Annotated in this window: 25 protein-coding genes; 9 read left to right on the top strand and 16 right to left on the bottom strand. The window is 57.4% G+C overall.

All coding sequences use genetic code 11. The annotated features are described in order from the left end of the window. Positions 1–98: 98 nt before the first annotated feature. A complete protein-coding gene (locus tag AC6I8I_RS08485) occupies positions 99–1196 on the bottom strand; it encodes an alkene reductase (protein ID WP_312057177.1) in 1098 nt (365 codons plus the stop codon). Positions 1197–1246: 50 nt separating this feature from the next. Beyond that, positions 1247–1843, bottom strand: a complete 597-nt coding sequence (locus tag AC6I8I_RS08490; RefSeq protein ID WP_312756771.1) for a TetR/AcrR family transcriptional regulator — start codon at positions 1841–1843, stop codon at positions 1247–1249. Between the two features lie 176 nt (positions 1844–2019). Between AC6I8I_RS08490 and AC6I8I_RS08495 the strand changes: the two genes are divergently transcribed. From AC6I8I_RS08495 to AC6I8I_RS08510, 4 genes are all read left to right on the top strand, one after another. Then, complete coding sequence (locus AC6I8I_RS08495) at positions 2020–2259, top strand: DUF1289 domain-containing protein (RefSeq protein ID WP_312057179.1); 240 nt, start codon at positions 2020–2022, stop codon at positions 2257–2259. Between the two features lie 68 nt (positions 2260–2327). Beyond that, on the top strand, positions 2328–3224 hold the full coding sequence (locus AC6I8I_RS08500) for an aldo/keto reductase (RefSeq protein WP_312057180.1): 897 nt from the start codon (positions 2328–2330) through the stop codon (positions 3222–3224). 84 nt (positions 3225–3308) lie between these two features. Beyond that, on the top strand, positions 3309–3827 hold the full coding sequence (sodC, locus tag AC6I8I_RS08505) for a superoxide dismutase [Cu-Zn] SodC (RefSeq protein WP_312057181.1): 519 nt from the start codon (positions 3309–3311) through the stop codon (positions 3825–3827). A 131-nt stretch (positions 3828–3958) separates the two neighbouring features. After that, positions 3959–4426: a hypothetical protein gene (locus AC6I8I_RS08510; protein ID WP_312756778.1), complete on the top strand. Its 468-nt coding sequence runs from the start codon at positions 3959–3961 to the stop codon at positions 4424–4426. Here AC6I8I_RS08510 and AC6I8I_RS08515 read toward each other — a convergent pair whose 3' ends face one another. The 3 genes from AC6I8I_RS08515 to AC6I8I_RS08525 are packed head-to-tail and all read right to left on the bottom strand — an operon-like array spanning position 4427 to position 7522. Beyond that, complete coding sequence (locus AC6I8I_RS08515) at positions 4427–6427, bottom strand: FUSC family protein (RefSeq protein ID WP_497828550.1); 2001 nt, start codon at positions 6425–6427, stop codon at positions 4427–4429. Beyond that, positions 6424–7281, bottom strand: a complete 858-nt coding sequence (locus AC6I8I_RS08520) for an efflux RND transporter periplasmic adaptor subunit (protein ID WP_312057184.1) — start codon at positions 7279–7281, stop codon at positions 6424–6426. The genes AC6I8I_RS08515 and AC6I8I_RS08520 overlap by 4 nt, the downstream gene beginning before the upstream one ends. A 4-nt stretch (positions 7282–7285) precedes the next feature. Beyond that, the gene (locus AC6I8I_RS08525) at positions 7286–7522 is read right to left on the bottom strand and encodes a DUF1656 domain-containing protein (RefSeq protein WP_031375724.1); all 237 of its coding nucleotides are present in this window, start codon (positions 7520–7522) and stop codon (positions 7286–7288) included. A 150-nt stretch (positions 7523–7672) separates the two neighbouring features. On the opposite strand from AC6I8I_RS08525, the gene slyA reads away from it, so the two are divergent. Continuing rightward, the gene (gene slyA / locus AC6I8I_RS08530; protein WP_312057185.1) at positions 7673–8110 is read left to right on the top strand and encodes a transcriptional regulator SlyA; all 438 of its coding nucleotides are present in this window, start codon (positions 7673–7675) and stop codon (positions 8108–8110) included. Positions 8111–8155: 45 nt separating this feature from the next. Here the strand turns inward: slyA and slyB are convergent, their stop codons facing one another. After that, on the bottom strand, positions 8156–8623 hold the full coding sequence (slyB, locus tag AC6I8I_RS08535; RefSeq protein ID WP_031375726.1) for an outer membrane lipoprotein SlyB: 468 nt from the start codon (positions 8621–8623) through the stop codon (positions 8156–8158). Between the two features lie 285 nt (positions 8624–8908). On the opposite strand from slyB, the gene anmK reads away from it, so the two are divergent. Further along, positions 8909–10030 carry an anhydro-N-acetylmuramic acid kinase gene (anmK, locus tag AC6I8I_RS08540; protein WP_497828643.1) on the top strand — a complete coding sequence of 374 codons (1122 nt, stop codon included), beginning with the start codon at positions 8909–8911 and terminating at the stop codon, positions 10028–10030. A gap of 63 nt (positions 10031–10093) precedes the next feature. On the opposite strand, the gene AC6I8I_RS08545 is transcribed toward anmK, so the two are convergent. The 3 genes from AC6I8I_RS08545 to AC6I8I_RS08555 all read right to left on the bottom strand — a co-directional run bounded on the left by AC6I8I_RS08545 (position 10094) and on the right by AC6I8I_RS08555 (position 12440). After that, entirely contained in the window at positions 10094–10327 is a 234-nt protein-coding gene (locus tag AC6I8I_RS08545; RefSeq protein WP_312057187.1) for a DUF4060 family protein, read from the bottom strand. Between the two features lie 273 nt (positions 10328–10600). After that, a complete protein-coding gene (locus AC6I8I_RS08550) occupies positions 10601–11818 on the bottom strand; it encodes a diguanylate phosphodiesterase (protein WP_312756784.1) in 1218 nt (405 codons plus the stop codon). Between the two features lie 97 nt (positions 11819–11915). Next, a complete protein-coding gene (locus AC6I8I_RS08555; protein ID WP_497819939.1) occupies positions 11916–12440 on the bottom strand; it encodes a GNAT family N-acetyltransferase in 525 nt (174 codons plus the stop codon). Between the two features lie 311 nt (positions 12441–12751). On the opposite strand from AC6I8I_RS08555, the gene AC6I8I_RS08560 reads away from it, so the two are divergent. Next, the gene (locus AC6I8I_RS08560) at positions 12752–12985 is read left to right on the top strand and encodes a hypothetical protein (protein ID WP_312057205.1); all 234 of its coding nucleotides are present in this window, start codon (positions 12752–12754) and stop codon (positions 12983–12985) included. Between the two features lie 170 nt (positions 12986–13155). On the opposite strand, the gene AC6I8I_RS08565 is transcribed toward AC6I8I_RS08560, so the two are convergent. Together AC6I8I_RS08565 and AC6I8I_RS08570 are read right to left on the bottom strand one after the other, a co-directional pair. Next, positions 13156–14325 carry an MFS transporter gene (locus AC6I8I_RS08565; protein ID WP_497828551.1) on the bottom strand — a complete coding sequence of 390 codons (1170 nt, stop codon included), beginning with the start codon at positions 14323–14325 and terminating at the stop codon, positions 13156–13158. Beyond that, positions 14322–14864 carry a TetR/AcrR family transcriptional regulator gene (locus AC6I8I_RS08570; RefSeq protein ID WP_312057193.1) on the bottom strand — a complete coding sequence of 181 codons (543 nt, stop codon included), beginning with the start codon at positions 14862–14864 and terminating at the stop codon, positions 14322–14324. Before AC6I8I_RS08570 ends, AC6I8I_RS08565 begins: the two co-directional genes overlap by 4 nt. 542 nt (positions 14865–15406) lie before the next feature. On the opposite strand from AC6I8I_RS08570, the gene AC6I8I_RS08575 reads away from it, so the two are divergent. Then, positions 15407–15682 (top strand): hypothetical protein, encoded by a 276-nt coding sequence (locus AC6I8I_RS08575; RefSeq protein WP_312756791.1) that lies wholly within the window; start codon positions 15407–15409, stop codon positions 15680–15682. A gap of 137 nt (positions 15683–15819) precedes the next feature. On the opposite strand, the gene budC is transcribed toward AC6I8I_RS08575, so the two are convergent. The 4 genes from budC to treZ form a co-directional block, all read right to left on the bottom strand. Further along, positions 15820–16584: a meso-2,3-butanediol dehydrogenase gene (gene budC, locus AC6I8I_RS08580; RefSeq protein WP_312057195.1), complete on the bottom strand. Its 765-nt coding sequence runs from the start codon at positions 16582–16584 to the stop codon at positions 15820–15822. Positions 16585–16700: 116 nt separating this feature from the next. Beyond that, the gene (gene glgX / locus AC6I8I_RS08585; protein WP_046288352.1) at positions 16701–18776 is read right to left on the bottom strand and encodes a glycogen debranching protein GlgX; all 2076 of its coding nucleotides are present in this window, start codon (positions 18774–18776) and stop codon (positions 16701–16703) included. A 61-nt stretch (positions 18777–18837) separates the two neighbouring features. Beyond that, positions 18838–21366 carry a malto-oligosyltrehalose synthase gene (gene treY, locus AC6I8I_RS08590; RefSeq protein ID WP_497828552.1) on the bottom strand — a complete coding sequence of 843 codons (2529 nt, stop codon included), beginning with the start codon at positions 21364–21366 and terminating at the stop codon, positions 18838–18840. Beyond that, positions 21363–23150: a malto-oligosyltrehalose trehalohydrolase gene (treZ, locus tag AC6I8I_RS08595; protein WP_497828553.1), complete on the bottom strand. Its 1788-nt coding sequence runs from the start codon at positions 23148–23150 to the stop codon at positions 21363–21365. Before treZ ends, treY begins: the two co-directional genes overlap by 4 nt. Before the next feature lie 433 nt (positions 23151–23583). On the opposite strand from treZ, the gene AC6I8I_RS08600 reads away from it, so the two are divergent. Further along, entirely contained in the window at positions 23584–23880 is a 297-nt protein-coding gene (locus AC6I8I_RS08600; RefSeq protein ID WP_312057199.1) for a hypothetical protein, read from the top strand. A gap of 54 nt (positions 23881–23934) precedes the next feature. Here AC6I8I_RS08600 and AC6I8I_RS08605 read toward each other — a convergent pair whose 3' ends face one another. Further along, on the bottom strand, positions 23935–25191 hold the full coding sequence (locus AC6I8I_RS08605; protein WP_312057201.1) for a mechanosensitive ion channel family protein: 1257 nt from the start codon (positions 25189–25191) through the stop codon (positions 23935–23937). Positions 25192–25699: the final 508 nt, after the last annotated feature.

The following is a 25699-nucleotide window of genomic DNA, read 5'->3' on the forward strand; positions in this document are numbered from 1 at the left end:
ATCAAAACGCCATCGCCGGATGACACAAGCGCTAAGTATAGCGATCAAAATCGCCAATGAATAATGGCTGCCATCCTGCCGGATAGCAGCCCGCTCTCTTACAGCGTTGGGTAATCGATATAGCCTTCAGCACCGCCGCCGTAGAAGCTCTCCGGACGCTGCGGGTTGAGCGGCGCATCCTGCTGCAGGCGCTCCACCAGATCCGGGTTGGCGATGTAATCGCGACCAAACGCAACCGCATCGATCAGGCCACGCGCAATCAGGTCGTCCGCTTTCTCAACGGTGTAGGCACCCGCACCGATAATCGCCCCAGGGAACAGGTTACGGACTTTTTCACGGAACGCGTCGCTGTATGGCTTACCGCCGGCCCAGTCAGGCTCGGAGAGGTGCAGATAGGCGATATTGCGCTTCGCCAGTTCACCGATGTACCACAGCGCCGCTTCTTCTTCATCCGGACCGTTGTCCAGATTCTGGAAGCTGCCGATCGGTGATACGCGGATACCGATCCGGTCAGCTGACCAGTTAGCGATCACGGCATCAACCACTTCCAGCGCAAAACGGCCACGTTTTTCAATGCTGCCGCCATATTCGTCGGTACGCTGGTTAGAGCCCGGCGCGAGGAACTGATGGATCAGGTAACCGTGCGCCGAGTGCAGTTCCAGCAGGTCGAAATCGGCTTCACGGGCGTTGGCTGCCGCCTGGCCGAAATCGGCCACGATCTGCTGAATTTCTGCCACCGTCAGTTCACGTGGCAACGAGGTCTCTTCGCGATAAACGCTGCCGTCAGCGGCACGCAGCGAGGTGCGGGTGCCAGCGGCGATAGCGGAGGGTGCAACCGGAGCTTTACCGTCTGGCTGCACGCTGTTGTGTGAGATGCGGCCGGTGTGCCACAGCTGTACTGCAGTGTGTCCGCCAGCCTGATGGACGCCTTCGTTAATCGCTTTCCACGCCGCAATCTGCGGTTGCGTATGCAAGCCGGGTGCGCCGGCATAGCCTTTCGCCTGGAAAGAGATCTGGGTGGCTTCGGTAATGATCAAACCGGCGCTGGCACGCTGACGGTAGTATTCGCCCATCATCGGGGTAGGAATATCGCCTGGCTCAATACTGCGCAGACGGGTCAGCGGCGCCATAAAAACGCGGTTTGGCACGGTAATCGCGCCGACTTTCAGCGGACGAAACAGCTGGGTACTCGCCATGTTAGCTCCTGATTAGTAGACCAGTCGTCTACAAATGCTGTTTTTAAAAATCAGTGGATTTTTAGCCACTGTTCGATGGTACTTAATGCGAGTCGCAGCGGCTGCGGCTCACGGGAAATCTTGCTCTGTAAACTGGCTCCCAGCCACAGCAGTGACAGCAACTCGGCCATCTGTTCCGGCGGATGCGGTAACGACAGCGACTCCTGCTGCGCAGCGGCGCTCAGCGTGCGGGCATAGAGGGCAGTAATTTTTGCCGCACCCTGTTGCAGCGCGTCGCGCATCGGTTCAGAGAGATCGCAGACCTCAGCGGAAACCTTCACGCCGAGACAACCCACGATGTGCCCCTGCTGAGTGAACAGCTGTTCTGCCGCCCGGAAATGATTAAGCAGACGCTCGCGCGGGGTACCGTCTGGCTGATTAAGCTGCAACTCAACATCCTGCAGGAAACGCGCAAAATAGCGCTCCAGCAACGCCACGCCAAAGGTCTCTTTGGAACGGAAGTAATAGTAGAAAGAGCCCTTCGGCACTTCCGCCTGAGTCAGCAGTTCGCTGAGTCCCATGCCGGTAAAACCGCGTTGCAGACAGATCTGCTCACCAATGCGGAGCAGGTGTTCGCGGGTTTCATTGCGTTGTTGCGTCTTGTTCATGGCCCTCAGGTTAGTAGACCAGTCGGTCTAATGCAATGGCAGTCGATTCCGTTTGGCACAGAGTGTTCAGTATATGGGGGGTTTGCAGAGAAATCAGATGAACTTATGCTTATTTGTTGCACAAACCGGCTAAGATCTCTTCAATAGATTGTTCACTCTCTCAATCCGGAGTCGCGGTGGCCGAGCAGCTTGAATTTTTCCCGGTTCCCAGTCCCTGTCGTGGCATTTGCCAGAGCGATGCCCGCGGCTATTGTCTGGGATGTTTACGCAGCCGTGATGAGCGGTTCAACTGGTTGCGCTTTAGTGATGCGCAAAAGCGTGAGGTGTTGCGTCTCTGTTATCAGCGTCGCCTGCGCCTGCAGCGGCAACAGAATAAAGAGGAGCCGCTTGATCCACATCAGCCGAGCTTGTTCTGACGGTCTCTCGCTTTCCGTTATACTCTCTGACACATTCATTGCAGCCATCGTGCCACAGGGAGATCGTTATGTTACAACCGCAAGCCATCGCGTCGCAGGGTCCGGATTTTTCACCGTTGATTATGGGGTACTGGCGGCTGATGGAGTGGGGCATGTCGCCGCAACAGCGGGTGGCGTTTATTGAGCACCATCTCAGCCTCGGTATTACCACCGTCGACCATGCGGATATCTACGGTGATTATCAGTGCGAAGCGGCATTTGGCGAGGCGCTGAAGCTGGCTCCGGGCCTGCGCGAGCGGCTCCAGATCGTCACCAAATGCGGCATTGCCACCCGCGCCCGTCCTGAACATCAGATCGGCCATTACAACACCGGTAAAGCGCATATCCTGCAGAGTGCTGAAAATTCACTGCGTCATTTTGGAACCGATCGCCTCGACCTGCTGCTGATTCACCGTCCTGATCCGCTGATGGATGCCGATGAAGTCGCCGAAGCCTTTATCGCCCTGCACCAGAGCGGAAAAGTGCTGCACGTCGGCGTGTCCAACTTCACCCCGGCGCAGTTCGCGCTGCTGCAGTCACGCCTGCCGTTTTCGCTGGTCACGAACCAGCTGGAGATCTCGCCGGTTCAACAAAATCTGCTGCTGGATGGCACGCTGGATCAGTGCCAGCAGTTGCGTTTCCGGCCGATGGCCTGGTCCTGTCTTGGCGGTGGCCGCCTGTTTAACGATCCCCATTATCAGCCGCTGCGTGACGAGCTGGAGATTATCCGCCAGGAAACCGGCGCCAGCAGCCTCGAACAGGTGGTGTATGCGTGGATCATGATGCTGCCGAGCAAACCGCTGCCAATTATTGGTTCAGGTAAAACGGCACGCGTCAGTGAAGCGGCCGCCGCGGTTAACTTATCGCTGACGCGTCAGCAATGGTTCCGCATCCGCAAGGCGGCGTTAGGCTTTGATGTGCCCTGAAGCGTAAAACTGCGTCAATCTTCGGCAGAATAGCGCAACCGGTACCAGGCTTATGCCATACCCTGGTACCTCAAAGGAGTCACAATGAAAATCAAAGCAGTTGCGCTATCAGCCCTTCTTGCCTGCGGTGCGGCCTCGGCGGCCAGTGAGCAGGTTACCCTCCATCAGGTTACGGCGGAGGGGATTGGCAAATCGCTCGGCAGTGTGACGATTGAAGAGACGCAGTATGGTTTGCAGTTTACCCCGGATCTGAAAGGGCTTCAGCCCGGCATCCACGGTTTTCATGTGCATGCGAAGGGCAGCTGTGAGCCGGGTGAATCGCAGGGGAAAGTGGTGGCTGCCGGTGCGGCAGGAGGGCACTTTGATCCGGCTAACAGCGGCAAACATCTGGGTCCCTATGCCGACGGGCATGCCGGCGATCTGCCCGCGCTGTATATCGATGATAAAGGCAGCGCCAGCTACCCGGTACTGGCACCGCGCCTCAAATCGCTGAGCGAAATTAAGGGCAAAGCGTTGATGGTGCATGTCGGCGGCGATAACCATGCCGATCATCCCCAACCGCTGGGCGGCGGCGGCGCACGCTTTGCCTGCGGTGTTATCTGAGTTTCGGGGCGGCGATCGCTTGCCGCCCGCTTTTCTTCCTGCCCGTTTATGAATTGTTGTACCATCCCGCCGATTTCCCCCCTATGATATTGATTCAGGTAAGAAAGCGCGATGGGTCAAGGAGCAGGAGTATGAAATACAAGGGCGCATTACTGCTGTGCTTACTGCTGGTGGGATGCGATAAACCCAACGATACACAGTTGGTGACGGAAACCGGGCGTGAGCTACAGCGCACGATTGATACCAGCCCGATGCGCAGCACCTGTGAAAATATCGCTAAAGGGCGTGAATGGCTGAGCCGCAATACGGTGCGCAAACTGGAAGCGAAGGGTTGTGAGCAGGTGTTCCGCAGCGCCACCGAAACCAATTTCATTGAAACCACTATTTTCCGACGCACCATGACGATGGTCTGCGGCAGCATTCAGGGCAAAAGTTTTACCGGCACAGAACTGACCCGCCGGTTTATCTTCTCGCCGGATGAAAAAGCGCTGGTGATCGAACCGATGACCGAGGTGGATAAAACCCGCTTTGAGGGCCATAAAACGCTGCAGCAGCTACAGGATGACTTTAACCGGCAGCAGCAGCAATATTGCCAGTAGTCAGCCGGGTACCGCCTGTTGCAACTGGGCCAGCGAACAGCGTAGCCGCCAGATAATACCGGCCAGTTCACTGGCCTCATTACTGCCCAGCGCCAGCAATGTGGCGATCATCCTCTCCAGCTCCGTCAGAATCTGGTCCAGCGAACTGTGCTGCACGCCACGGCTGCTGATAATCCGCTGTAGATTCTGCAGGCTGCTGTCGCGCACCTCCATCAGCGTGGCGGAATCTGCCCGCCACTGCCGCAGCTGCCAGACAATATGCGAGCAGTTGAGCAACACCACACCCCAGCGCAATAACCAGACGCGCGCCTGCTCATCCCGGCTGTGACTGAGCTGGCTGATGCGATGATAAATCTGCGATTCAAACCGGCTTTCACTCAACCGCGGACGCTGTCTGAGCTGGTCAAGAAACGCCAGCCGCAGCGCCCGGATATGACGCCGGCTGCGACGCGCATCTGAGCTGGGGCGCAGCAGCTGAAACGCCAGCCAGGCCAGCAGTACTCCGCACACTTTGGCGATATTATCGTTAAAGAAGTCCTGATAATCCCAGGTCGGCGGGTTAGTAACGGCGATGAACGAGCCCATAAACACGATAAATTGCCCCCACATCCCCGCCCGCTGCTTTTGCTGGAGTTTGAACAGCTGTAGCGTCGCCAGCAGCGGAAACAGCAGCAGCAAAAACTGCCACAGCTGACTGATCTGCACCATCAGGCCGAACTTCATGACAAAGCTGAAGGCAAACAGCCACAGCAGAGTTTTCAGCAGCAGAATAACGCTGCCGCCAGGTGAAGGCGATGAGGCATACAGCACGCAGGCGATGGCGGTTAAGGTCAGCGCCGCCGCGCCGGAAGACCATTGGGTATTGATCCAGAACGCGCATCCCAGCACGATGACGCTAAAGGTGCGCAGCGCGCTCCAGCCCGCTTCGGCGCTGTCGCTGTCGCGTGCCAGCGCCGGGACCGGCGGCGGCTGGAAGCGGGTATCGGCGTCGGCCCGATCCAGCAGCCTGATCCAGCGCAGCACGTTGAGATACATCCAGCAGAAGTAGCGCAGCCGCTGACAGAAGGCGCGTTGCCGGTAGTCGCCATCGGCAGCCGGGGTGACGCTACGCAGGATGCGCGCCAGCCGGTATTTATCACATTGTGGTTTGCCCAGCTCCGCCAGCAGCTGTTGCAGCGCAGCAAACAGCGCGTCGGGCGCATCGGGCCAGTTCAGCAACATGCGGCGCAGGCTGGAGAGCACGCTGGTCAGCCGCAGCTGCTGGTGCAGCACGTAGTTGAGCACGTTGTTTTGCCGGCGAAAGCGGTAATGGCTCCAGAACGCCTGAATTCGCAGCAGGTTCATGGTCAGAATCTGGCTGATGACGTTCTCGTGCGCGGTACGAATGTTGTCGCTGACCGAGGGCTGCAGCAGTAAAACCGCATGTTCCAGCAGCCGCGCATGCATCTGCTTCAGCGAGGTGATTAAGGTTTCGCCATCCGAGGTACTCGGCAGCACCATCATCATAAAGCCGGCACACAAAATGCCGGAGATCACTTCACAGACTCGCGCCTGAGCAATGGTCCACAAATCGGTAATATCGGTGATGTTAACGCTGCTGAAGGCGATAATGGCAGCGGTGTAACCGGCGAGCGAAAAAGCGTAGGCGACGTTGTTCTGATAGTGATTGGCGACGCCGGTACACAACCCCAGCCAGCCGGCGATCGCGAAGGTAAACAGCCAGGGCTCATTCAAGGTATGTCCGGCGATCAGCAGGGCGGCGCTGGCCCCGAGCAGACTGCCAGCAATCCGGCCCAGACTCTTACTGATGGCGCCGCCGACGGTAGGAAAGCTGATCACCGCCGCGGAGGTCATCGCCCAGTACGGCTCATCCAGATCCAGTCCATAGGCGATGCTGAGCGCCAGGCACATGGCAATGGCATTGCGCAACGCATAACGCCACTGATTGGCGTTGGCCTTAATCCACGGCAACTGATCCCACGCCAGCCACTGAAAATTCATGGCTGAATGGTGATAGTGCAGGTGGTACCCGCCACCAGCGGCACGTCAGCCGGCAGCGGATCGAGATGAATCCGCACCGGCACCCGTTGCGCCAGACGCACCCAGGGCACGTTGGGTTTGACGTCCGGCACCAGCCCGCTGTCGGTCTCTATGCTCTGGTCATAGATGGCGCGGCCAATACTGTCGACCTGACCCTGAAGCCGTGCGCCATTGCTGTACAGCACTACCTGAGCCGCCGCACCCGGACGAATGTGGCGCAGCTTGGTCTCTTCGAAATAGCCCACCACGTAATAAGAGTGGCTATCCACCAGCGCAAACAGCGGGCTACCGGCGGTAGCGTAGTTGCCAGGCCGCAGGGTGAGATTGGTGATCCAGCCGTCGGTCGGCGCGGTCAGCGTGGTCTGTTGCAGATTCCAGCGTGCCCGATCCAGCTCCGCCTGGGCGGCTTTGGTGCTGGCGGCGGCGGCATTGGCCGCCAGCCGGGCAGCATCGAGATCTTCGGCCGAAATCACATTGCGCGGCAGGCGGCTACGCCGGTTAAATTCGTGCTGCGCCCGGGCCAGATCGGCCTGCGCTTTGCTGAGCTGGGCATCGGCGTTGTCGAGCGCAATCTGCCACGGCACCGGATCGAGCGTCAGCAATAGCTGACCACGGTGAACGAACTGATTGTCTTTCACCTGCAGCTGGGTAATGCGGCCCGAGACCTGAGGCGTAATATCGACCAGTTCGGCGCGTACTTTGCCGTCGCGGGTCCAGGGCGACTGCATATAGTAGTTCCACATCCAGCCGGCAGCCAGCAGCGCCAGCGCAAACACAATCAGGGTGGAGAAGTATTTTACCGCGTTGAATTTCATACGATTATCCGTGACCGATGAGCCAGAGTGCAGCGGTAACGCACAGCACAAACAGCGAGAGATCAAACAGGGTGGGATGCCAGATATCACCAGAATAGATCCAGCCGCGCACCAGCGGATGAATCAGCAGCCAGACCAGAAAACCGAGTATCACCGCTTTAAAGATCGGTGGAAAAAACAGCGAGGCGCCTACCACCAGATCAGTCAGCGGTTTGGCACTGGAGAAGACGTTGGTGAGCACGTTTCAATATCCTTAAGTAACCCGAGCGGCAGACTGAAGGCGAGGCCGCATGACGGCGCGCCGGCCTGGGATTTGTAATTTGTCCTGTAAACTCGCAGAATAGTGTAAAATCTGGCTTGATAGCTAGCAAGCTAATTATAAGGAGATGAAATGGATACGCCCCTCGGAACGGATTTATCTCGACTGGTGCGCATCTGGCGCGCGTTGATTGATCAGCGATTAAAACCGCTTGAGCTGACTCAGACTCACTGGGTAACGCTGCACAATATTCATCAACTGCCGCCAGAGCAGTCACAGATTCAGTTAGCCAAAGCCATCGGCATCGAACAACCTTCACTGGTGCGTACGCTTGACCAGCTGGAGGAGAAAGGATTGATTACCCGTTCGACCTGCGCCAACGATCGTCGCGCCAAGCGCATCAAGCTGACGCAGCAGGCAGAGCCGATTATCGAACAGGTTGAGAGCGTGATTGATGAAACGCGGGATGACATTTTGTCTGGCATCAGCCGCGAAGAGATCAATCAGATGGTGACGCTGATCGCCCGGCTTGAAAAAAACATTCTCGAATTACAGCATCGCGAGAAATAAAAAAACCGACGCTCAGGCGTCGGTTTTTTTTCTACATCACGCGGATTAGCGAGGTGAAACTGTCACCTGGCTGCCGTTCGACGCCATCACGACGCGCTGACCCACCGAGTAGCGCGTGGCGGCTTGCTTCTGCACCACCATGATAGTGTTGCCATCATCCTTACGGATTTCCAGCTCGACGCCATCAGTTTTATTTACCGCACCCTGCACGCCCTGACCGGCAACGCCGCCCAGAACCGCACCGCCGGCTGTTGCCAGGCTGCGGCCGCTGCCACCGCCAATGGTATTACCCAGGAAGCCACCGAGCACGGCACCGCCGATCGCGCCGATCACATTACTCTCGTCACCGCCCTGAATTTTCACCGGACGAACCGAGACTAATGTACCGTAAGAGACGCTCTGCACCTGTTTAGCTTCACTGGCACTGTAGGTATCACCCGACAGCGTACTCGTATTGCTACAACCTGCCAGCATCATACCGGTCAAAGCGACCACAACTACACGCTTAATCATTTGAAACTCCTTTAGTCGAGAAGGCGCCACGTTTATCGCGATATCCTGCACACAGTATAAGACACAAACCTGGCAAATTAATCCTTGTCCAAATAAAACACGGTGGGACGAAGCATAGACTGCGCAAGGTTAACAATAATTCAATCGGCAGGAAAAAAAGTGTCCTAATGCGTTATCTGTGCGCTATCTCTGAGAAAAAAACAAATTAATCATAGAATTAGCCCAGGTAATTTGTCAGGCTAATCACAGATGAATCGCACACCCAGCGGGGGAAAAGCAATGGCTATGAAATCAGGACGTTACATTGGTGTGATGTCAGGCACCAGCCTGGATGGGGTGGATGTGGTGCTGGCGGCGATTGATGAGAATCTGGTGGCGCAACAGGCAAGTTACTGTCATCCGATGCCGCCTGATTTACGTCAGGCGATTCTGGCGGTTTGCCAGGGCCAAAGCCTGACGCTCTCACAGCTGGGCCAGCTGGATACCCGACTGGGCCAGCTGTTTGCTGAGGCGGTACTGACGCTGATGAAGCGCGAATCGCTGGAGGCGAGCGATGTGGTGGCGATCGGCTGTCACGGGCAAACCGTCTGGCATGAGCCGCAAAGTGACGCCCCGAACACCCTGCAGATTGGCGATAATAACCAGATCGTGGCGGCGACCGGTATCACCGTGGTCGGGGATTTCCGCCGCCGCGATATGGCGCTCGGCGGGCAGGGCGCACCGCTGGTGCCGGCCTTCCATCAGGCGCTGTTGATGGATGCCACGGAACGCCGCATGGTGCTGAACATCGGCGGCATTGCCAACCTCTCGCTGCTGTTTCCGGGTCAGCCGGTGCGCGGTTTTGATACCGGACCCGGTAACATGCTGCTGGATGCGTGGATCTGGCGCAATCAGGGCAAAGCCTACGACAAAGATGCCGGGTGGGCGCGCAGCGGCACGCCGGTTCCGGCGCTGCTGGAGGTCCTGCTGCGCGAGCCGTGGTTTGCGCTGCCGCCGCCGAAAAGCACCGGCCGTGAACATTTCAACCTCGGCTGGCTGGAACAGCATCTGCGCCATTTCCCCGGTCTGGCGCCACAGGATGTACAGGCCACGCTTGTGGAGCTGACCGCCATCACCATCACCCAGCAGGTTCAGCTCAACGATGGCTGCGATCGCCTGCTGGTGTGTGGCGGCGGCAGCCGCAATCCGTTGCTGATGGCGCGCCTGGCGACGCATCTGCCGGGCACCGAAGTGACCACCACCGATGCTGCCGGCATCAGTGGTGATGATATGGAAGCGCTGGCGTTCGCCTGGCTGGCCTTTCGCACGCTTTCCGGCTTACCGGGCAACCTGCCAGCCGTAACGGGTGCGCGGGAAAAGAGTGTGCTTGGCGCGATTTATCCGGCTAACGCGCTGTACCGGCGCTAAGGCGCTATCCAGTGAAACGGGGGCCGAAGAGCCCCCGCGTTTTTTGGCAGGGTCCGTCTGGTATCAGGCTGCGCCAGAGAGATGGGTCAGATTGCGCACCCCGGTAATCACCGTAGCGACCATGGTTTCACGGCGGGTAATGACTTCAACCTGATAAAACCGGTTTCGATAGGCGATGGAATAGATGATGGGATGGTATTTATTGCCTTCACCGTAGCGAGAGTAGTGCGCTTCAAGCGCGCGCGTCGCGGCCAGGATATGGGCGGGTTCTTTATCACCGCGGATGATTTGCTTCATTCAGTTCCTCAAATGCTGTCCCTGGGAGTCACGTCGCAAGCATGGCGCGCTGCGTCGGCCTAAACACTGAACATCTGACTGCTAAACATCGATGATAATAACGAAATAATAATAGCTTACTGTGCAGCGGAGAGATGACAGTGAGATGAAGATCATCACCCGGTGCTGCTTATTTTTTAGCAGCACCGGGCGGATCCGGCAAGGCGGGGAAGATCAGATTCGTCTAATTCGCAGGGCGCGTGGCTCGGTTTAGCGCTGGCTTTGATTGTGGTTTCAGCTCTGGCTCAGTTCGGGCCAGGCGACCGCCGCGATGCCGTTGAGTTTAGGTTTTGCGAACAGAAAGCCCTGGAACTGCGAAACACCGGCTGCTTCCAGCCACATCCACTCTTCCGGCTGTTCAATGCCTTCCGCAATAACCGAGATTTCCAGTGACGAGCAGCATTTCAGAATGGCGTGAATGATCGCCTGTTTCGGGCCGCTCTTATGGACGCCACTGATGATGTTGCGGTCGATCTTGATCTTATCTGGCTGAATCCGGGTCAGCAGCGATAGGCCAGCAAAACCGGCACCGAAATCATCAAGCGCCAGGCTGATACCGGCCGCTTTTAGCTGCTTGATCGCCGCTTCGAACTCGTCAAGTCGTGAGATCACTTCGTTTTCCGTGAATTCCACCATGATCTGTTCGGGCACCAGTCCCTGCGCTTCAATTTCATTCAGCAGGAACGGCACCGCGTCAGGCACTTCCACCAGCGACATCGGCAACAGGTTAATTGACAGCGTCAGGCCTTCAATGCCCAGCTGCTTTGCCTGTGCAAAGGCGATCTTTTTCGACCGGATATCGGTGAGATAAACCTCGTCACGTGACAGACGGGAAAAATAGTCGAGCGGCAGTTCACCCTGCGGGCCGCGCAGCAGCGCTTCCAGCGATACAATCTCACAGGCGAAAGGATCGACAATCGGCTGAAAGGCAAAACTCACCTGATCAGACCCCGCAAGCGTTGCTTCACCGTCGCGCCCGACGGATTCATCATGGATGAAGGTCCAGCTGCGGGCGTCAGGAATCTCGAAATAGTTCTCTTTTTCGCGGGCTTCGACAAAAGTCCGCAGGAACTGCAGAGCGCGATCGGCATAGGTGAGCTGAAATTTGGTGGTGCATTTTGCCAGCACCGCCTCAAGCACCGTCTCTTTGTCATGCTGTCGCAGGTCGAACAGCTCCATGCCGACGTTGCCGAAGCGGCGTGATGGCGCATAATCGCGCATCAGTTCCACCAGATTATGATGACGCGTGTCCTGACAAATCCGGCTGTATACCGCCTTTACCGCCTGTTCCGGGCCTTCCAGCACCTGAAAAAAGTGGGTGCCATTAAACAGCAGGATGCCGGTAATGCTGGATGATTGATTGATCTTGTTGGCTTTTACCGCCAAATCAAACAGTGATTTAACCGGAACATGCCCGGCGATATGGCTGCGGTAAATGATTGTCGACAACATAAAGGCTTCCGGTTTTTTTGCTTTTGTCCGCACACATTACCAGAAGCTTTATCCGCGGTGAACGAGGCCTGGCTGCCTTTATTGTTCCCGCCGTTATTTAGCCGTTGGCGGGCAGCTCCGAATCAGCCACGCCGAGTGCGCGCTGCAGGAAAACGGTATCCAGCCAGCGGCCATGTTTGAAGCCAACCGACTTTAATGTGCCGACCCTTTCAAAGCCCGCCGCACAGTGTAATGCAACCGACGCGCGGTTCTCGCTGTCACCGACGTTAGCAATCAGCTGACGGTATCCCGCCTGTTCCGCCCAGCTAATGGCATGACGCAGCAAACGCGAACCCACGCCGCGCTGACGAAATTGCGGATCGATATAAATAGAGTCTTCAAGGGTATACCGGTAGGCGTGGCGCGGACGATAGGGCGCAAGGTAGCAAAAGCCCAGAACCGCGCCGTCACTGACGGCAATAAACCACGGCAGGCCCGCCTGCCTGATCCTGTTTAGCCGCTGAGCCATCTCCGCCTCATCCGGCGGCACGGTTTCAAAGGAGCCGGTGCCATTAAGCACATGCCAGGCATAAATTTGCTGAATTGCCGCAATATAACGCTCATCCGCCTCAAAAATTTCCATCTGCTGCCTCGTCGCTGTTCTGTCCCGGGTGCGCTCAGTGAAAACCACCATAAAACGCCCGCTTTCCCGGCGCAATATGCCCACTGTGAGCCATAAGTATTTCCTCTGATGGCTGCAGTCAGCACGGTTAAGCGGAGGATGGCTGCGGTTATTTGATCTGTACAGCCAGGCTGATTATTCGCCATTAAGTCTATTCTGAAAACCGCACCAGCTTAATGATCCGCGCTGCGCTTACGGCTATTATCCTTCGCCTGGTCTCTGTTTAATAAAAAAGCAGAGCGAATGAAATTCAGTAGGGGAGACGCAGCGTGATGCGATTTGTTGATTTTCTTAATAGCAAGCAGGGGCTTCGTGAAGCAAGAAATCACTGCTTTGAATTAAATGGCGTGGTATTAGGCCATTTCACCGCGCTGTTTCTGCATGATAATCAGGTTATTTTCACCAAAGATGGCAAGCAGTGTGCTGTGCCTTATTATCTTGGGCCAGAACAGGACCTGATAAACCAGACAATAAATCCGAGAATTAACAATATTCGCGTCATCTGAGTTACACCTGCCCAGTGATAATAGTTTGCCCAACGCAGGAAGTGCTTATTCGCAGTAGTGACTGCCCGCGGCATAAATAGCCGTCTGGCTTAAAATACGCAGCTGAGAAAAAATGAACTTCGGCCCTGCGGGGCTGCCGAAACAGAACAGAGTTTCTCTGTAACGAACTTTTACCCGCAGCGTGCGGGTTTTTTTTTGCTCTCACTTCGTGTGGCTTCTTGCGGGGCAAAAAACAGCAGCAGTAACGCGCTGGCGGCAAACAGCAGCAGGGCAATAACGGCACCCGCCGCGGCGTAGAGTTGACCAAACAGCAGCGATCCAATCACCTGACCGACAGCCAGCATGAAAAACAGCATACCGACGCCGGTAGCCGGCGCGTCTTCGGTTGCCTGCGCGCCCCAAACCAGCAGCACGCCTGACAGCGTGACATAACCGGCACCGCAACAGGCTACCGCAATCAATAAACCGGTGGAGTATCCGTGGCTGAAGGCCACCACCAGCAGCGGCAACGCCATGCCCAACAGTGACAGCCGGTAAACGGCGTGCATGCCGATGCGGGCGGCGACCGGTCCGGTCGCCGCGCCGACAATGCCCGCGCCGCCTGCCACCAGCCACAGCAGGCTGGTGGCGGCGGGGTCGAGGCCGACATGCTGGCGTAGCAGGACGGAACCAAAGCTCCACCAGGCGGCGCTCGTCAGGCCAGCAACCAGGGCGATGGCGATCAGGCGCGTCATTGAGCGGCGAAATAGTCGCTGATGCCACGGTTGGCGGCAACGGCGATCGACCTCAGTGTCGCCGGGTAACACCCGCATCAGCGGCACGATACAGCTCAGCGCCAGCAGCGCGAATAACAGACAGGCGGCCCGCCAGCCACCCGGTAAAAGGGTCAGAATGGGCACCGTCAGGATGATTCCGGCACTGGTGCCGGCATTAATCAGGGTATTAACCGGCGATTGTCGGGCCGCGCTCACCCGCTGGCTTACGGCGGCTGCCAGCGCCGGAGAAGCCAGCCCAGAACTCAGTCCGGCGATAAACAGACCCGCCGCCAGCCACAGCGGTGAAGCGGCACAGGCCAACAGGACCAGACCGCTCGCCGCGCAGAGCGACGCCAGCAGCGCGACGCGACGTGCGCCAAATCGCTGCGCCAGCGAGGCGGCAGCCAGAATAGTCAGGCAGTAAGCGACAAAGCTGCAGGCGGAGAGCAAGCCCGCCAGCTTCGGGCTGAGCGGGATATCCGCTGAAATGGCCGGCAGCATCAGCCCCCATGAAAATCTCGCCATGCCATAGGTCACCGCAATCAGGCTAAATCCGGTCAGCGCCAGCGCGCCCGGCGATCTCATTGCGCCGCGCCGCGCTGTTGCAGCAGCTGACTGGCGACCGTACCAGCCAGCTGAGCCGCGGCGGGGCCGATCACCAGCGCCGAGGTAATCGCGCCTTCAAACAGCATCCAGATGGCATCGCTTAACAGCTGATGTTCTTCTCCCTGCGCGGCGGTGACACAGTCGCTAATGTAACGGCGCAGCGTGGCGCGAAAGGCCAGCGCCTGGGCAGCCAGCGCCGCATCCCGTCCGGCATACTCGCCCCAGGCTTTGAGGAAGAAGCAGCCTTTTGCCCCGTTCGCCTGCGTCCACTCGCCCAGTACCTGAAACAGCCGGGCAATCGCTTCAGGCTGTTGTGGCGCAGAGAGGTCCGCCATAAAGCGTTGCTCGCGGGCATCCATTACCGCAGCGGTCAGTGCCTCCCGCGAGGCAAAGTGATGATAAAGCGTACGCGTCGAAACACCTGCTGCGCGGCATATCTGGTCGGTACTGGTGGCGTGAAAACCGCTGGCATAGAACAACCGCTCGGCCGCCTGAATAATATCGTCTCTCTTTTTCATGGTTTAAAAGTAAACCGATCGTTTTACTTTTTCAAGGCGCCAGCCGATTTATCGCCTTCGCCTTAACTGATTAACCGCTAAGCCAGACGGCACTGCCGCTGCGCCTGATTAAGGCCAGCAGTTGGACGACTGAACAATTTTGCTTCAGTTCATCAATGCTCATAATTGCCGGGCGAAGTCACACTTTTTTCCCCAGCTGATTTAATCAAATTGCTCTTGCTCCCCAGGGTGGTACGGACTATTTTGTTTTTAACTGTTTGATTTAAAGTAACTATTAAAGATGTCGCTATCGATTAAAATCATTAGCAGGTCGAATGAAACGAGTGGTGGCGGGGCAAAAGGGGAATTAACTCTCACAGGAGGGTTAAAGCGACTCAACCGTCTGAAAACGGCTAAATCCCAAAGTCAGTTTAACCGGTACAATAAAGTGGTTTTAAGCATAACTCTCAGTTAGTTTAATAAAGCTTCAGATAAAAACATAAGCCCTTACGAATTTTGTCGGTTTTTTTAAGATACATACAGCAACTATTAGGATGAATACCATGCTCAAAGCCAGTTATTATTATCTGTGCCCACGTCCCATGGGTGGATGGATTTTACACAAAGAAGGTTGCGTTAATCTGCTAAAAAACGATAAGCGCGTATTTATCGGCTCGCTTTATACTCGTCAGCAGGCGTTAACCGTTGCGAAAATCCATCATGCTAATGCCACTATGTGTAGCGTTTGCCTGAATAATTTTATCTGCCCGACCACCAGCAGTGCGACAATTAAGCCAGCGCGCGCCGCTACGCCAACCCGCCATACGCCCAGACACTAATCCCGCTGTCGCTGATGACTGACGGCCTGGACCCTGCTAATAATAAAACGCGTGCTTAAGCGCGGCAGTTAAAAAGAAAAAGGGCAGCGTAAACTCGCTGCCCTTTTCATTATGTCTGTCAGATTGCCTGCCAGGTATTAAGCCTGCTTTGGCTGACCGTTTGAGGCGGTAATACCGCCATCTACCGGCAGGTTGACGCCGGTAATATAAGCGGCTTCATCGCTGGCAATAAAGACAATCGCACGGGCAATATCATCTGCTTCCCCGGCGCGGCGTAACGGAATACGGTCGTAAAAGCGTTCCAGCAGCTCGGGGTTATCTTTCATATCTTCAGTCAAATCGGTAAAGGTGAAACCGGGACAGATGGCGTTAACCCGCACGCCGTCAGCACCGTAATCCATTGCCAGCGCACGGGTGAAGTTAGTAATGGCGCCTTTCGCGGCATTATAGATGCTCATGCCCCAGTCGCCGCCTAAGCCGGAAACGGAAGAGATGTTCACCACGTTGCCTTTGCTGCGCAGCAGGGCGGGCATAAAGTAGTGTACACCGTGGAAAACCCCATCCAGGTCGGTTTTCATCAGCGTTTTCCAGTCATCAAGCTCGACCTCATGGATCCGGCCCTGCACGATCACCCCGGCGTTGTTGACCAGTACGTCAACCCGGCCATATTTACCCTGAACCGTTTCTGACAGTTGCTTCACCTGGTCAGCGTCGGAAACGTCACAGGCGGCGACCAGATGATCGCCCGCAGCCAGCCCGGCCAGCGTTTTTTCCAGCTTTTCGCGGGTTCTTCCCACCAGCACCACCGATGCGCCTTCTTCAGCAAAGCGTTTAGCCGCCGCTTCGCCAATACCGGAACCGGCACCTGTCACAACCACAACCTTCTGCGTAAATCTGGACATTATGCCTCCTTGTCAGCATCAATATTGAGTGTTAATAACCGGTCAAGCCTGGCAGCCATAGTCAGAAACTCAAGCGCAGCGCGAAATGCGCTGCGCCTGGCTGCCTTGCTTAACGGCTAGGGACGTCTGAACAGGGCGAAGCTGCGTCCTTCCAGCTCGAAATCTTTCTCTTTGGTGATCACCAGACCGCGCTTCGCCGTGTCGCTGGTGGTCAGCTCCAGCACCCAGCCGCCTTCACCAAACTGCGGAATACGGAACGGTACGTTGCCTTCAAACGGATTGAACAGCATCAGCACGTCGTGCCAGATGCCTTCCTCAGTCTGCAGATCCGGGCGCCCGATATAGACGCCCAGCGTCGAACCTTCATCCCACTGTTCCGCCTGCTGGAAACCGCCACCGGCGTTGAACCACTTGATATCCATGCCGTCGCGCCAGTTTTCGCGCCGCAGCAGCGGCTGGTCAGCACGCAGTTTGAGGATCTGGCGGGTAAATTCGCGCAGCGCCTCGGCTGATTCCGGCAGGTTATCCCAGTGCACCCAGGAGATCTCACTGTCCTGACAGTAGCCGTTGTTGTTGCCCAGCTGGCTTCGGCCAAACTCGTCGCCCGCCAGCAGCATCGGGGTCCCGTGTGAGAAGATCATCGTCGCGAGGAAGTTGCGTTTCTGACGCTCGCGCACCGCGTTAATGTTCTCATCATCGGTCGGACCTTCCGCGCCGTAGTTGTAAGAACGGTTATCGTTGTGCCCGTCGTTGTTATCCTCACCGTTGTCATCGTTGTGCTTGTCGTTATACGACACCAGATCGTTAAGGGTGAAGCCATCGTGGGCAGTGATGAAGTTGACGCTGGCCCACGGACGGCGGCCGCGCTGATCGTAAAGATCGCCCGAACCCAGCAGGCGAGCCGCAAAGTCGGTTGAGACGTTGTTGCCTTTCCAGTAATCGCGCACCGTGTCGCGGTACTGGTCGTTCCACTCCGCCCAGCCCGGCGGGAAGCCGCCAACCTGATAGCCGCCCGGACCGATATCCCACGGCTCACCAATCAGTTTTTTCTGCGACAGCACCGGGTCCTGCATCACAGCGTCAAAGAAGCCGCCGCGCGGATCGAACCCTTCAGGCTCACGGCCGAGAATGGTGCCGAGATCGAAGCGGAAACCGTCGATATGCATCGATTCAGACCAGTAACGCAGCGAATCCATCACCATCTGCAGCACCCGTGGATGCGAGGTGTTAACCGTGTTGCCGGTACCGGTATCGTTGATGTAGTAACGATGCTGGTCGGGCAGGGTGCGGTAATAAGAGAAGTTATCGATGCCTTTAAACGACAGCGTTGGGCCCAGCTCGTTGCCCTCGGCGGTGTGGTTATACACCACGTCAAGGATCACCTCGATACCGGCATCGTGAAACGCCCGCACCATGTCACGGAAGCCCTGAATACCGCGCGGACCGAAGTAGCGCGTGGCGGGCGCGAAAAAGCCCAGCGTGTTGTAACCCCAGAAGTTTTTCAGCCCCTTGTCCAGCAGATGCTGGTCATCCGGGAACCAGTGCACCGGCAACAGCTCAACTGAGGTGATCCCCAGGCTTTTGATGTAGTCGACGGTCGATTTGTGGCTCATGCCGTCAAAGGTGCCGCGCAGTTCCGGTGGCAGCGCCGTATTGAGCTGGGTGAAACCCTTAACGTGGGTTTCATAAATCACCGTCTTCGGCCACGGCACGTTGGGACGGTTCTTGTCCTGCCAGTCGAACTCATCCGGATCGATCACCCGGCATTTTGGGGTAAACGGCGCGCTGTCACGGCTGTCAAAGGTCAGGTCTTTGTCTTCGTGATAAAGGTCATAGGCAAAGTGCGCCTCGTTCCACTCAATATCGCCAGCCAGTTCTCGGGCGTAGGGATCGAGCAGTAATTTGTTCGGGTTAAAACGATGACCATTTTCCGGGTCGTAAGGCCCATAGACGCGATAGCCATACAGCGCGCCCGGTTGCAGGCCTGGCACGTAGCCGTGCCACACTTCATGGGTAAACTCCGGCAGTTCCAGCCGGGCGATTTCAGTCTTGCCACTCGGATCGTAAAGGCACAATTCCACCCGCTCGGCATGCGCACTGAACAGCGCGAAGTTAACGCCCTGACCATCAAAATTCGCCCCGAGCAGATGGCTGTAGCCCGCCGTGATTTCAAAACGCTTACTGTTTGACATTTATGCCTCGTTATTCAATGACCAGATTGACGCGTTAAAAAAATTTCCTGAAAGCGGGCGATCACTGCGCCAGCAGCACCGCACACCAGCCTGATGTGATGCTATCCAGTTGCAGTTGGTCGCCAGGCGCAATCTCTTTGCCACTCAGTACATCGCGGTAGCGGCGCTGGCTGAGTGAAGACGGCAGGGCGATCGCGGTGGCGGCCCAGCGGTCCGCCGGTGGCTGATCGAGCGTCGCCGGCAGGTTGCTCAACACCAGCCGTGGCACCACCACAATCAATGCCTGATCCGGTTCGCAACGGGCAAATGCCAGCAGCCGATCCTGATGCTCACCGTGCACCGGCAGCGGCAGATAGTCACCGTGGCGGAACAGCGACGGATGTTGCTGACGCACCGCCAGCAGGCGGGCAATGGCCTGCTGATTCACCTGACCGCGCAGCCAGTGGCCGTCGCCCTCGTCATGCTGCGGCTGGTCCAGCATTGCGGCCAGTGCAGCAAAGTCAGGCTCGCGCCGGTTATCCGGATCGACCAGGCTGAAGTCCAGCGCTTCACTGCCCTGGTAAATGTCCGGCACGCCTGGCGCGGTGAGTTTCACCACCGTCTGGGTCAGGCTGTTAACCAGTCCGGCACGCACAAACGGGCGCAGGGCGGAGCAGAAATCGCGCAGGAAGGTGATATTGGCCGGTGCCAGCAGATGACGGGCATAGTCGAGTACCGCCTGTTCGTAGGCATCGTTATTGTCTGCCCAGTCGGTGCGTAATTTGGCTTCGCGCAGCGCTTTCTCGACGTAAACCACAAAGCGCGCTTCCAGTGCCGCCAGACCGTCGGCGTCCTCTGGCTGCAGGGACGGCGGCCAGACGCCAGCCAGCGCTTCATACAGCATCCACTCCACCGCCGGTTCCGGTGCCGGACCATCTTTCAGCGCGATCACCTGCCCGTGGTTCATCTCCCGCCAGCGGGCGACACATTCTGCCCAGCGGTCTGGCGCTTCGGTCAGGGTATACAAGCGGGCGCGGGCGTCTTCGCCGCGCTTGGTATCGTGGGTTGAGGTTCCCGACAGCGCATCCGGCTGATGCTCACGTCGTGCCTGCATCTCAGCGTGAAACTGATCCGGCGAAAAGTGGCGCGCCAGCGGTTCGGCACCGACTTCGTTTAACGCCAGCGCCATGTGCTGACGGAAAAACAGCGTGTCCTCAACCGATTTCGCCATCAGCGGACCGGTCAGCTGCTGAAAGCGGGTGCGGAACTGGCTGGCATCTTTAGCGGCCGCGGCCGCAACGTCGCCGCGCAGAATCCGCACCAGCAGATCAAGCGCCTGCTCATCCGGGGCATTCGGGCTGGCTTTGACCTGGCTCACCACCTGTTGCAGCAGGGCGGTATCGACAGGCGTCAGGCCCTGCGGCGTGCCGTAGGTGCGATACACCGGAAACGCCACCAGCAGCTCGCGCAGCGCATTTTTCAGTTTGGCTTCCGGCTGTGGCGCGCCATCGTGACTGGCGATGCCCAGAGCCAGCTGCAGCAGGCGGTTAAACTCGCCCGCGAAGTTGCGATTGGCCATCAGGAGTTTGGCGGCGCGCAGTTCGGCCTTCATGTCGACCGTTTTGCCAATCACCGCCTGATAAGCCTTGCGCAGCGCACTGAGGTGGTTACCGTCCACCAGCACGTTCGACAGTGCGGCCATAAATTCGTAACCGGTGGTGCCGGAGACCGGCCACGCATCCGGTAACTGCTCGTTCTCACCGAGGATCTTCTCGACCGTGAGGTAGCAATCAGGGCCTGCGGCCTGGCGTAACTGCTCAAGATAGCCACGCGGATCGGCCAGACCATCGACGTGGTCGACGCGCAGTCCCTGCACCGCGCCGCTGTGCACCAGTTCGAGGATCAGCTGGTGTGCAGCGTCGAACACCGCTTTATCTTCGACCCGCACGCCGACCAGCCCGGTCACTTCGAAGAAGCGGCGGTAGGAGAGATCGTTGGGTGCATCACGCCACGACATCAGGCGCCACGGCTGCTGGTCATGCAGCGCGGCAATCTGATCCGGCGCGCGCAGGCCGAGCACCTCTTCCTCACGGCCCTGCCAGGTGTGTGGGGCCAGCGGGTAGTAGTTGTCGAAGTAGGCCAGCGCTGGTTTGCCGCTTTGCGGATCGCGCTGCACGCCGATCTCACCGTTGGCCAGCACCGCCTCAAAACTGTCGCCGAGGAACGGCAGCGTCAGGCGACGTGACCAGTCAATGTCAAAGTAGTGGGCATAACGGCTCTGCTCACCGTTCTCGATCACGTCGCGCCACCACGGGTTCTCCAGCGAGGCGGCCATATGGTTGGGGACGATATCGAGGATCAGTCCGAGTCCGGCCGCTTTCAGCGCCGCAGCCATGCGGTCAAAACCGGCACGACCACCAATCGACGGTTCGATCTGGTTAACGTCGGTGACGTCATAACCGTGGGTCGATTCCGCAGTAGCACTGAAGATCGGCGAAGCGTAAAGATGGCTGATACCGAGTTGCTTCAGGTAAGGCACCAGCGCTGCCGCACGATCAAAGGTCATGCCGTTACGGAACTGAATACGGTAGGTGGCGGTTGGGATGTTCATTGTGCGGCTCCTTTTTCCAGACGAACCACGATCGCCTCCGGAGCCAGTTCGAGGGTCTGCTGCGGCCAGGCAAACAGGGTCTCGCCCGGCAGATCGGCGATCGGTTGCGGCTGGTCGCCGACGTTCAGCGCCAGTGACAGCGTGCCCTGCGGGAAGTCCCAGCGCACCGCCAGGAAACCGGGCGCGGTGTTCACCACCCGCCCACAGTGACCACCGGCGGTGGGCAGCAGCGGTACAATGTGTTGCTGGCGCAGCTGTAGCAGTCTGCGCGTCAGCGCCAGCCACTGCTGGCCTTCCGGCGTTTGCGGCTTATCCCAGTTCAGCTTCGAACGTGCAAAGGTCTGTGGATCGTTCGGGTCCGGCACGCTTTCGCCTTCGTGACCGGCATGACCTTCAAACTCTCTGGCGCGGCCTTCACGCACCGCTTTGGCCAGCTCGCCATGGAAATCGGTGAAAAACAGGAACGGCTGGGTTTCTCCATACTCTTCGCCCATAAACAGCAGCGGAATATGCGGCGACAGCAGTAAGGTTGCCAGCAGCAGCTGGGTACGTTCGATGCCCGCCAGGCTCACCAGTCTTTCGCCCTGGGCCCGGTTCCCCACCTGGTCATGGTTCTGGATGAAGTCAACAAAGGCCACCGGCGGCTGACCGCGGCTGTCGACCCCGCGCGGTTCGCCGGACTGCTGCGACACCTCGCCCTGATAAACAAAGCCTTCCGCCAGCGCCCGGGCAACCCGCTGTTCCGGCCGATCGGCGAAGTCCTGGTAATAGGCATGATTTTCGCCGGTTGCCAGCACGTGGACCGCGTTATGGAAGTCATCATTCCATTCGCCGGTAAACAGCGTTGCCTGGCCCTTTTCATCACGCGGATGCAGGAAGGTGACGTTACGGCAATCTTCGGTGGTCAGGTGAATCGGTCGATCGGTAATGTCAGTCCGGATGCGCTCCGCAATCTCAATCAGCACATGTTTATCGGCCGGGTCTTCAATCTGGTCGATGGCGTCAAAGCGCAGGCCATCGAGATTAAACTCCTGCAGCCAGTAGAGCGGCGCTTCGGTGATGTAACGGCGCACTGCGTCCACGTCATAAGCGATACCTGCGCCCCACGGTGTCTGCCGCTCTTTATGGAAGAAGTCTGGCGACAGCAGCGGCAGATAGTTACCTTCCGGGCCAAAGTGGTTCAGCACGATATCCAGCACCACCGACAGGCCATGACCGTGCGCCGCGTCGACAAAGGCTTTGAAATCATCAGGCGTGCCGTAGGCGGAATGCGGTGCATACAGCAATACGCCGTCGTAGCCCCAGCCGCGATTGCCGCCGAACTGCGAAACCGGTAACACTTCAATCATGGTGATACCGTTTTCCGCCAGCCATGGCAGCTTTTCAATTGCCGCCTGAAAGGTGCCCTGCGGGGTAAAAGTGCCGATGTGCAGCTCATACACCACTGATTCCTGCCACGGACGGCCTCGCCAGTCGGTGTTTTGCCAGACGTAAGCCTCAGGATCGATCACCAGCGACGGACCGTTGACTTCACCTTTCTGGCCGCGTGAGGCGGGATCGGGCACTGCGGTGCCGTCCGCCAGCACAAAATCGTATTCAGCGCCGGGGGCGACGCCGCTCAGCTGGGTTTCGAACCAGCCGTCAGGCTGGCGGGTCATCTCGATATCTTTGCCGGATAACCGCAGGGTGACGCGTTGCTGACCCGTTGCCCAGAGACGGAAACGGACCTCATCGCTGGACACCCGTTCGGCGCCCCAGCTTTTAAAAAATGATTTGGATTCCATTCAGTTGCCTCGTTTAACCTGGAAATGCGCAATAATCGCCATCGCGCGGAAATGATGCCGATGATGCGAGCTTCAAAAACATAAACATGTCAGCGAGACCAGGATGCCAAATGGGTTGGCGCGTCTCTTCAGCCAGGATCCTGGACTGGTATACAGTGCGATGCGGCGAAAAGTAGGTGATGAGACCGTTTCCACGCGGCATACGAAGAATAATCATAGACTAAGATGTCGCAATCGCGGGGCGGCGGGCCACAGAGAGGCGGGAATTTGACTTAATGGCGCGGATCCGCAGCCTCGCATCGGTCAGTCAGCGCGAGACGGCGGCAGAAAATCCTGCCGACGACGGTCGATTGCGTATAAGCTGGATGACCTGCCAACGCAGGCGTGCCGGGCAATCCAGCTGCGCGAAATTATTTTTTCAAAAGGATGTTACGTGAGTAAGAAAGCCCTGCTTGTGGCGCTGATGATGCTGTTATCCGGCTGCTCTAATCGCGTCGGACATAATCTGGATACCGCGCGGTTGCAGCATATTCATCCCGGCCAGACCACCCAGGCACAGCTGATTTCGCTGTTTGGTCAGCCCGACAGCGAGACGCCGTATCCGGATGGACAGCGTTTGCTGAAGTGGACCTACAGTGAGGCGCGTACCCTTAACACCACCGAAGGGCAGACGTTAACGGTGCAGATGAAAAACGACAGGGTGCTGAACTTTGCCCTGAGCAAAAGCTGACGCCGGGTGTGGCAGCAAAATCAGGCGGCGTGAGCAACGCCGCCGCGAGGCAGGTTACTGCGGACCGTTCTGCTGCACCTCAGTGCTGGCAGGACGCGGCTGGGCCAGCCGGGCGAAATCTGAGCCCGCCGGATGCTGATAAATCTGCAGATCAAAATAGCGGGCCATGGCGTAAATGTACTCAAAAATGGCTGACTGGGTATTCTCATAATCGGCCCAGAATATCGAGGAGGTGAAGCAGTAGATCTCCACCGGCAAGCCATCCGGCGACGGCTTCAGCGCCCGCACCACGATATACATCTCTTTCTTAATGTCCTCGCGCTGCGCCAGCCAGGCGGTCAGGAATTTACGGAACACCGTCAGGTTGGTGATGCCGTTCTCCATAAACCAGCGGTCGCCGACCGCGCTGATATCACGTCCATCCAGCAGTTCCGTAATCGATTCGCTGGCGATGCGGATCTGGCTCATCGCCTGCAGCATCTCCTGATTCACAAAGGTGATCGACTTCTGATCAAGATAAAAGCTGCGCATGATACGCCGCGCGCCCGAAGAGAACATCGCCTGCCAGTTGGTGTAGGTCTCGGTGAGGAAATTCTTGGTCGGAATGCGCGAGATAGTGTTATCCCAGTTACGGATGGTGATGGTGTGCAGTGCAATATCGATCACCTCGCCACTGATATTTCTATCCGGCATCTCAATCCAGTCGCCCAGTTGCAGCACATCGTTGGACGAGAGCTGAATATTCGCCACCAGCGACAACAGCGTATGCTGAAAGATCAGCATCAGTACCGCGGCGACCGCACCCAGCGAGGAGATAATAATCGCCGGTGACTTATTGGACATAATCGCCAGAATCATGATCGCGGCGATAATATGCACCAGGATTTTACCAATCTGGATATAGCCCTTGATCGAGTGATTTTTGCGCTTCGATTTGCGCGAATAGGAGTTGTTAACAATCTCCAGCACTTCATTGAAGAAGATCGACAGATAGACAAAAAACAGGATGCCGCAGATGGTCTGAATCGCCACTTTCAGATTATCAGGCAGGCCCGGCATAAACTGCAGGAAATTGTAGACCACAATCACCGGCACAAAATTCGACAGCTTCTGAGAGAGGCGGACATCTTTATCCAGCGGAACGCCCTGTTTATGGCTGCTGAAAAAGACCTTTCTGATCACTTTGACGATGAAAAATTTGCAGATCAGATGAGTGACCATCCCGGCCATTATTAACAGGATCACGCTGAAGCTGGCCGACAGCACCGCATTCCCCTCGATAAAATCCATTAAACTCTGAATGTAATGCATGGTAACCACGTGCTGAGCAAGATAAGGGGCGAATTCAACCACACTGCGGCGCGGGTTGTTGAGCGGCGAATGCGTTTAGCACGGCTGGCGTCCGGTTTTGCCGCCGCTTAGGCTGCCGCAACCCTTCCTGACGGCGGTGGCGATTAAAACTGTGCCCATTTGACTAATGCCGATCAGTTAAGCAGCAGGTGATAACGCAGTCTGGTGCCGCTCAGGGGCTGGCGGTCCTCGCGCCGCTGCGCGGTTCCTTCACTTCATTCGCCTGCCTGACGGACCGCCGGGGATGGCACATCCTGTGCCGCCCCGCCTTTCGCCCGCGTCCTGCGGGCTCTCCTGGCAGACTCATTCTGTTCAGCGCTGCGGATTGCCTGCCCCTGCCCGGCACCGGCCTGTTCTGAAACTTCAGTGTGTATTGTTAAAAAAGGGCACGAGAGTGGAGGCCTGAGCGTCTCTGCTGCTGAAAGGGCTATCCACAGCGCTGAGGCGTGACGGTGAGCCAGAAGTCCCC

The sequence above is a fragment of the Pantoea sp. X-Soil-YNGN-775 genome, assembly GCF_059730575.1.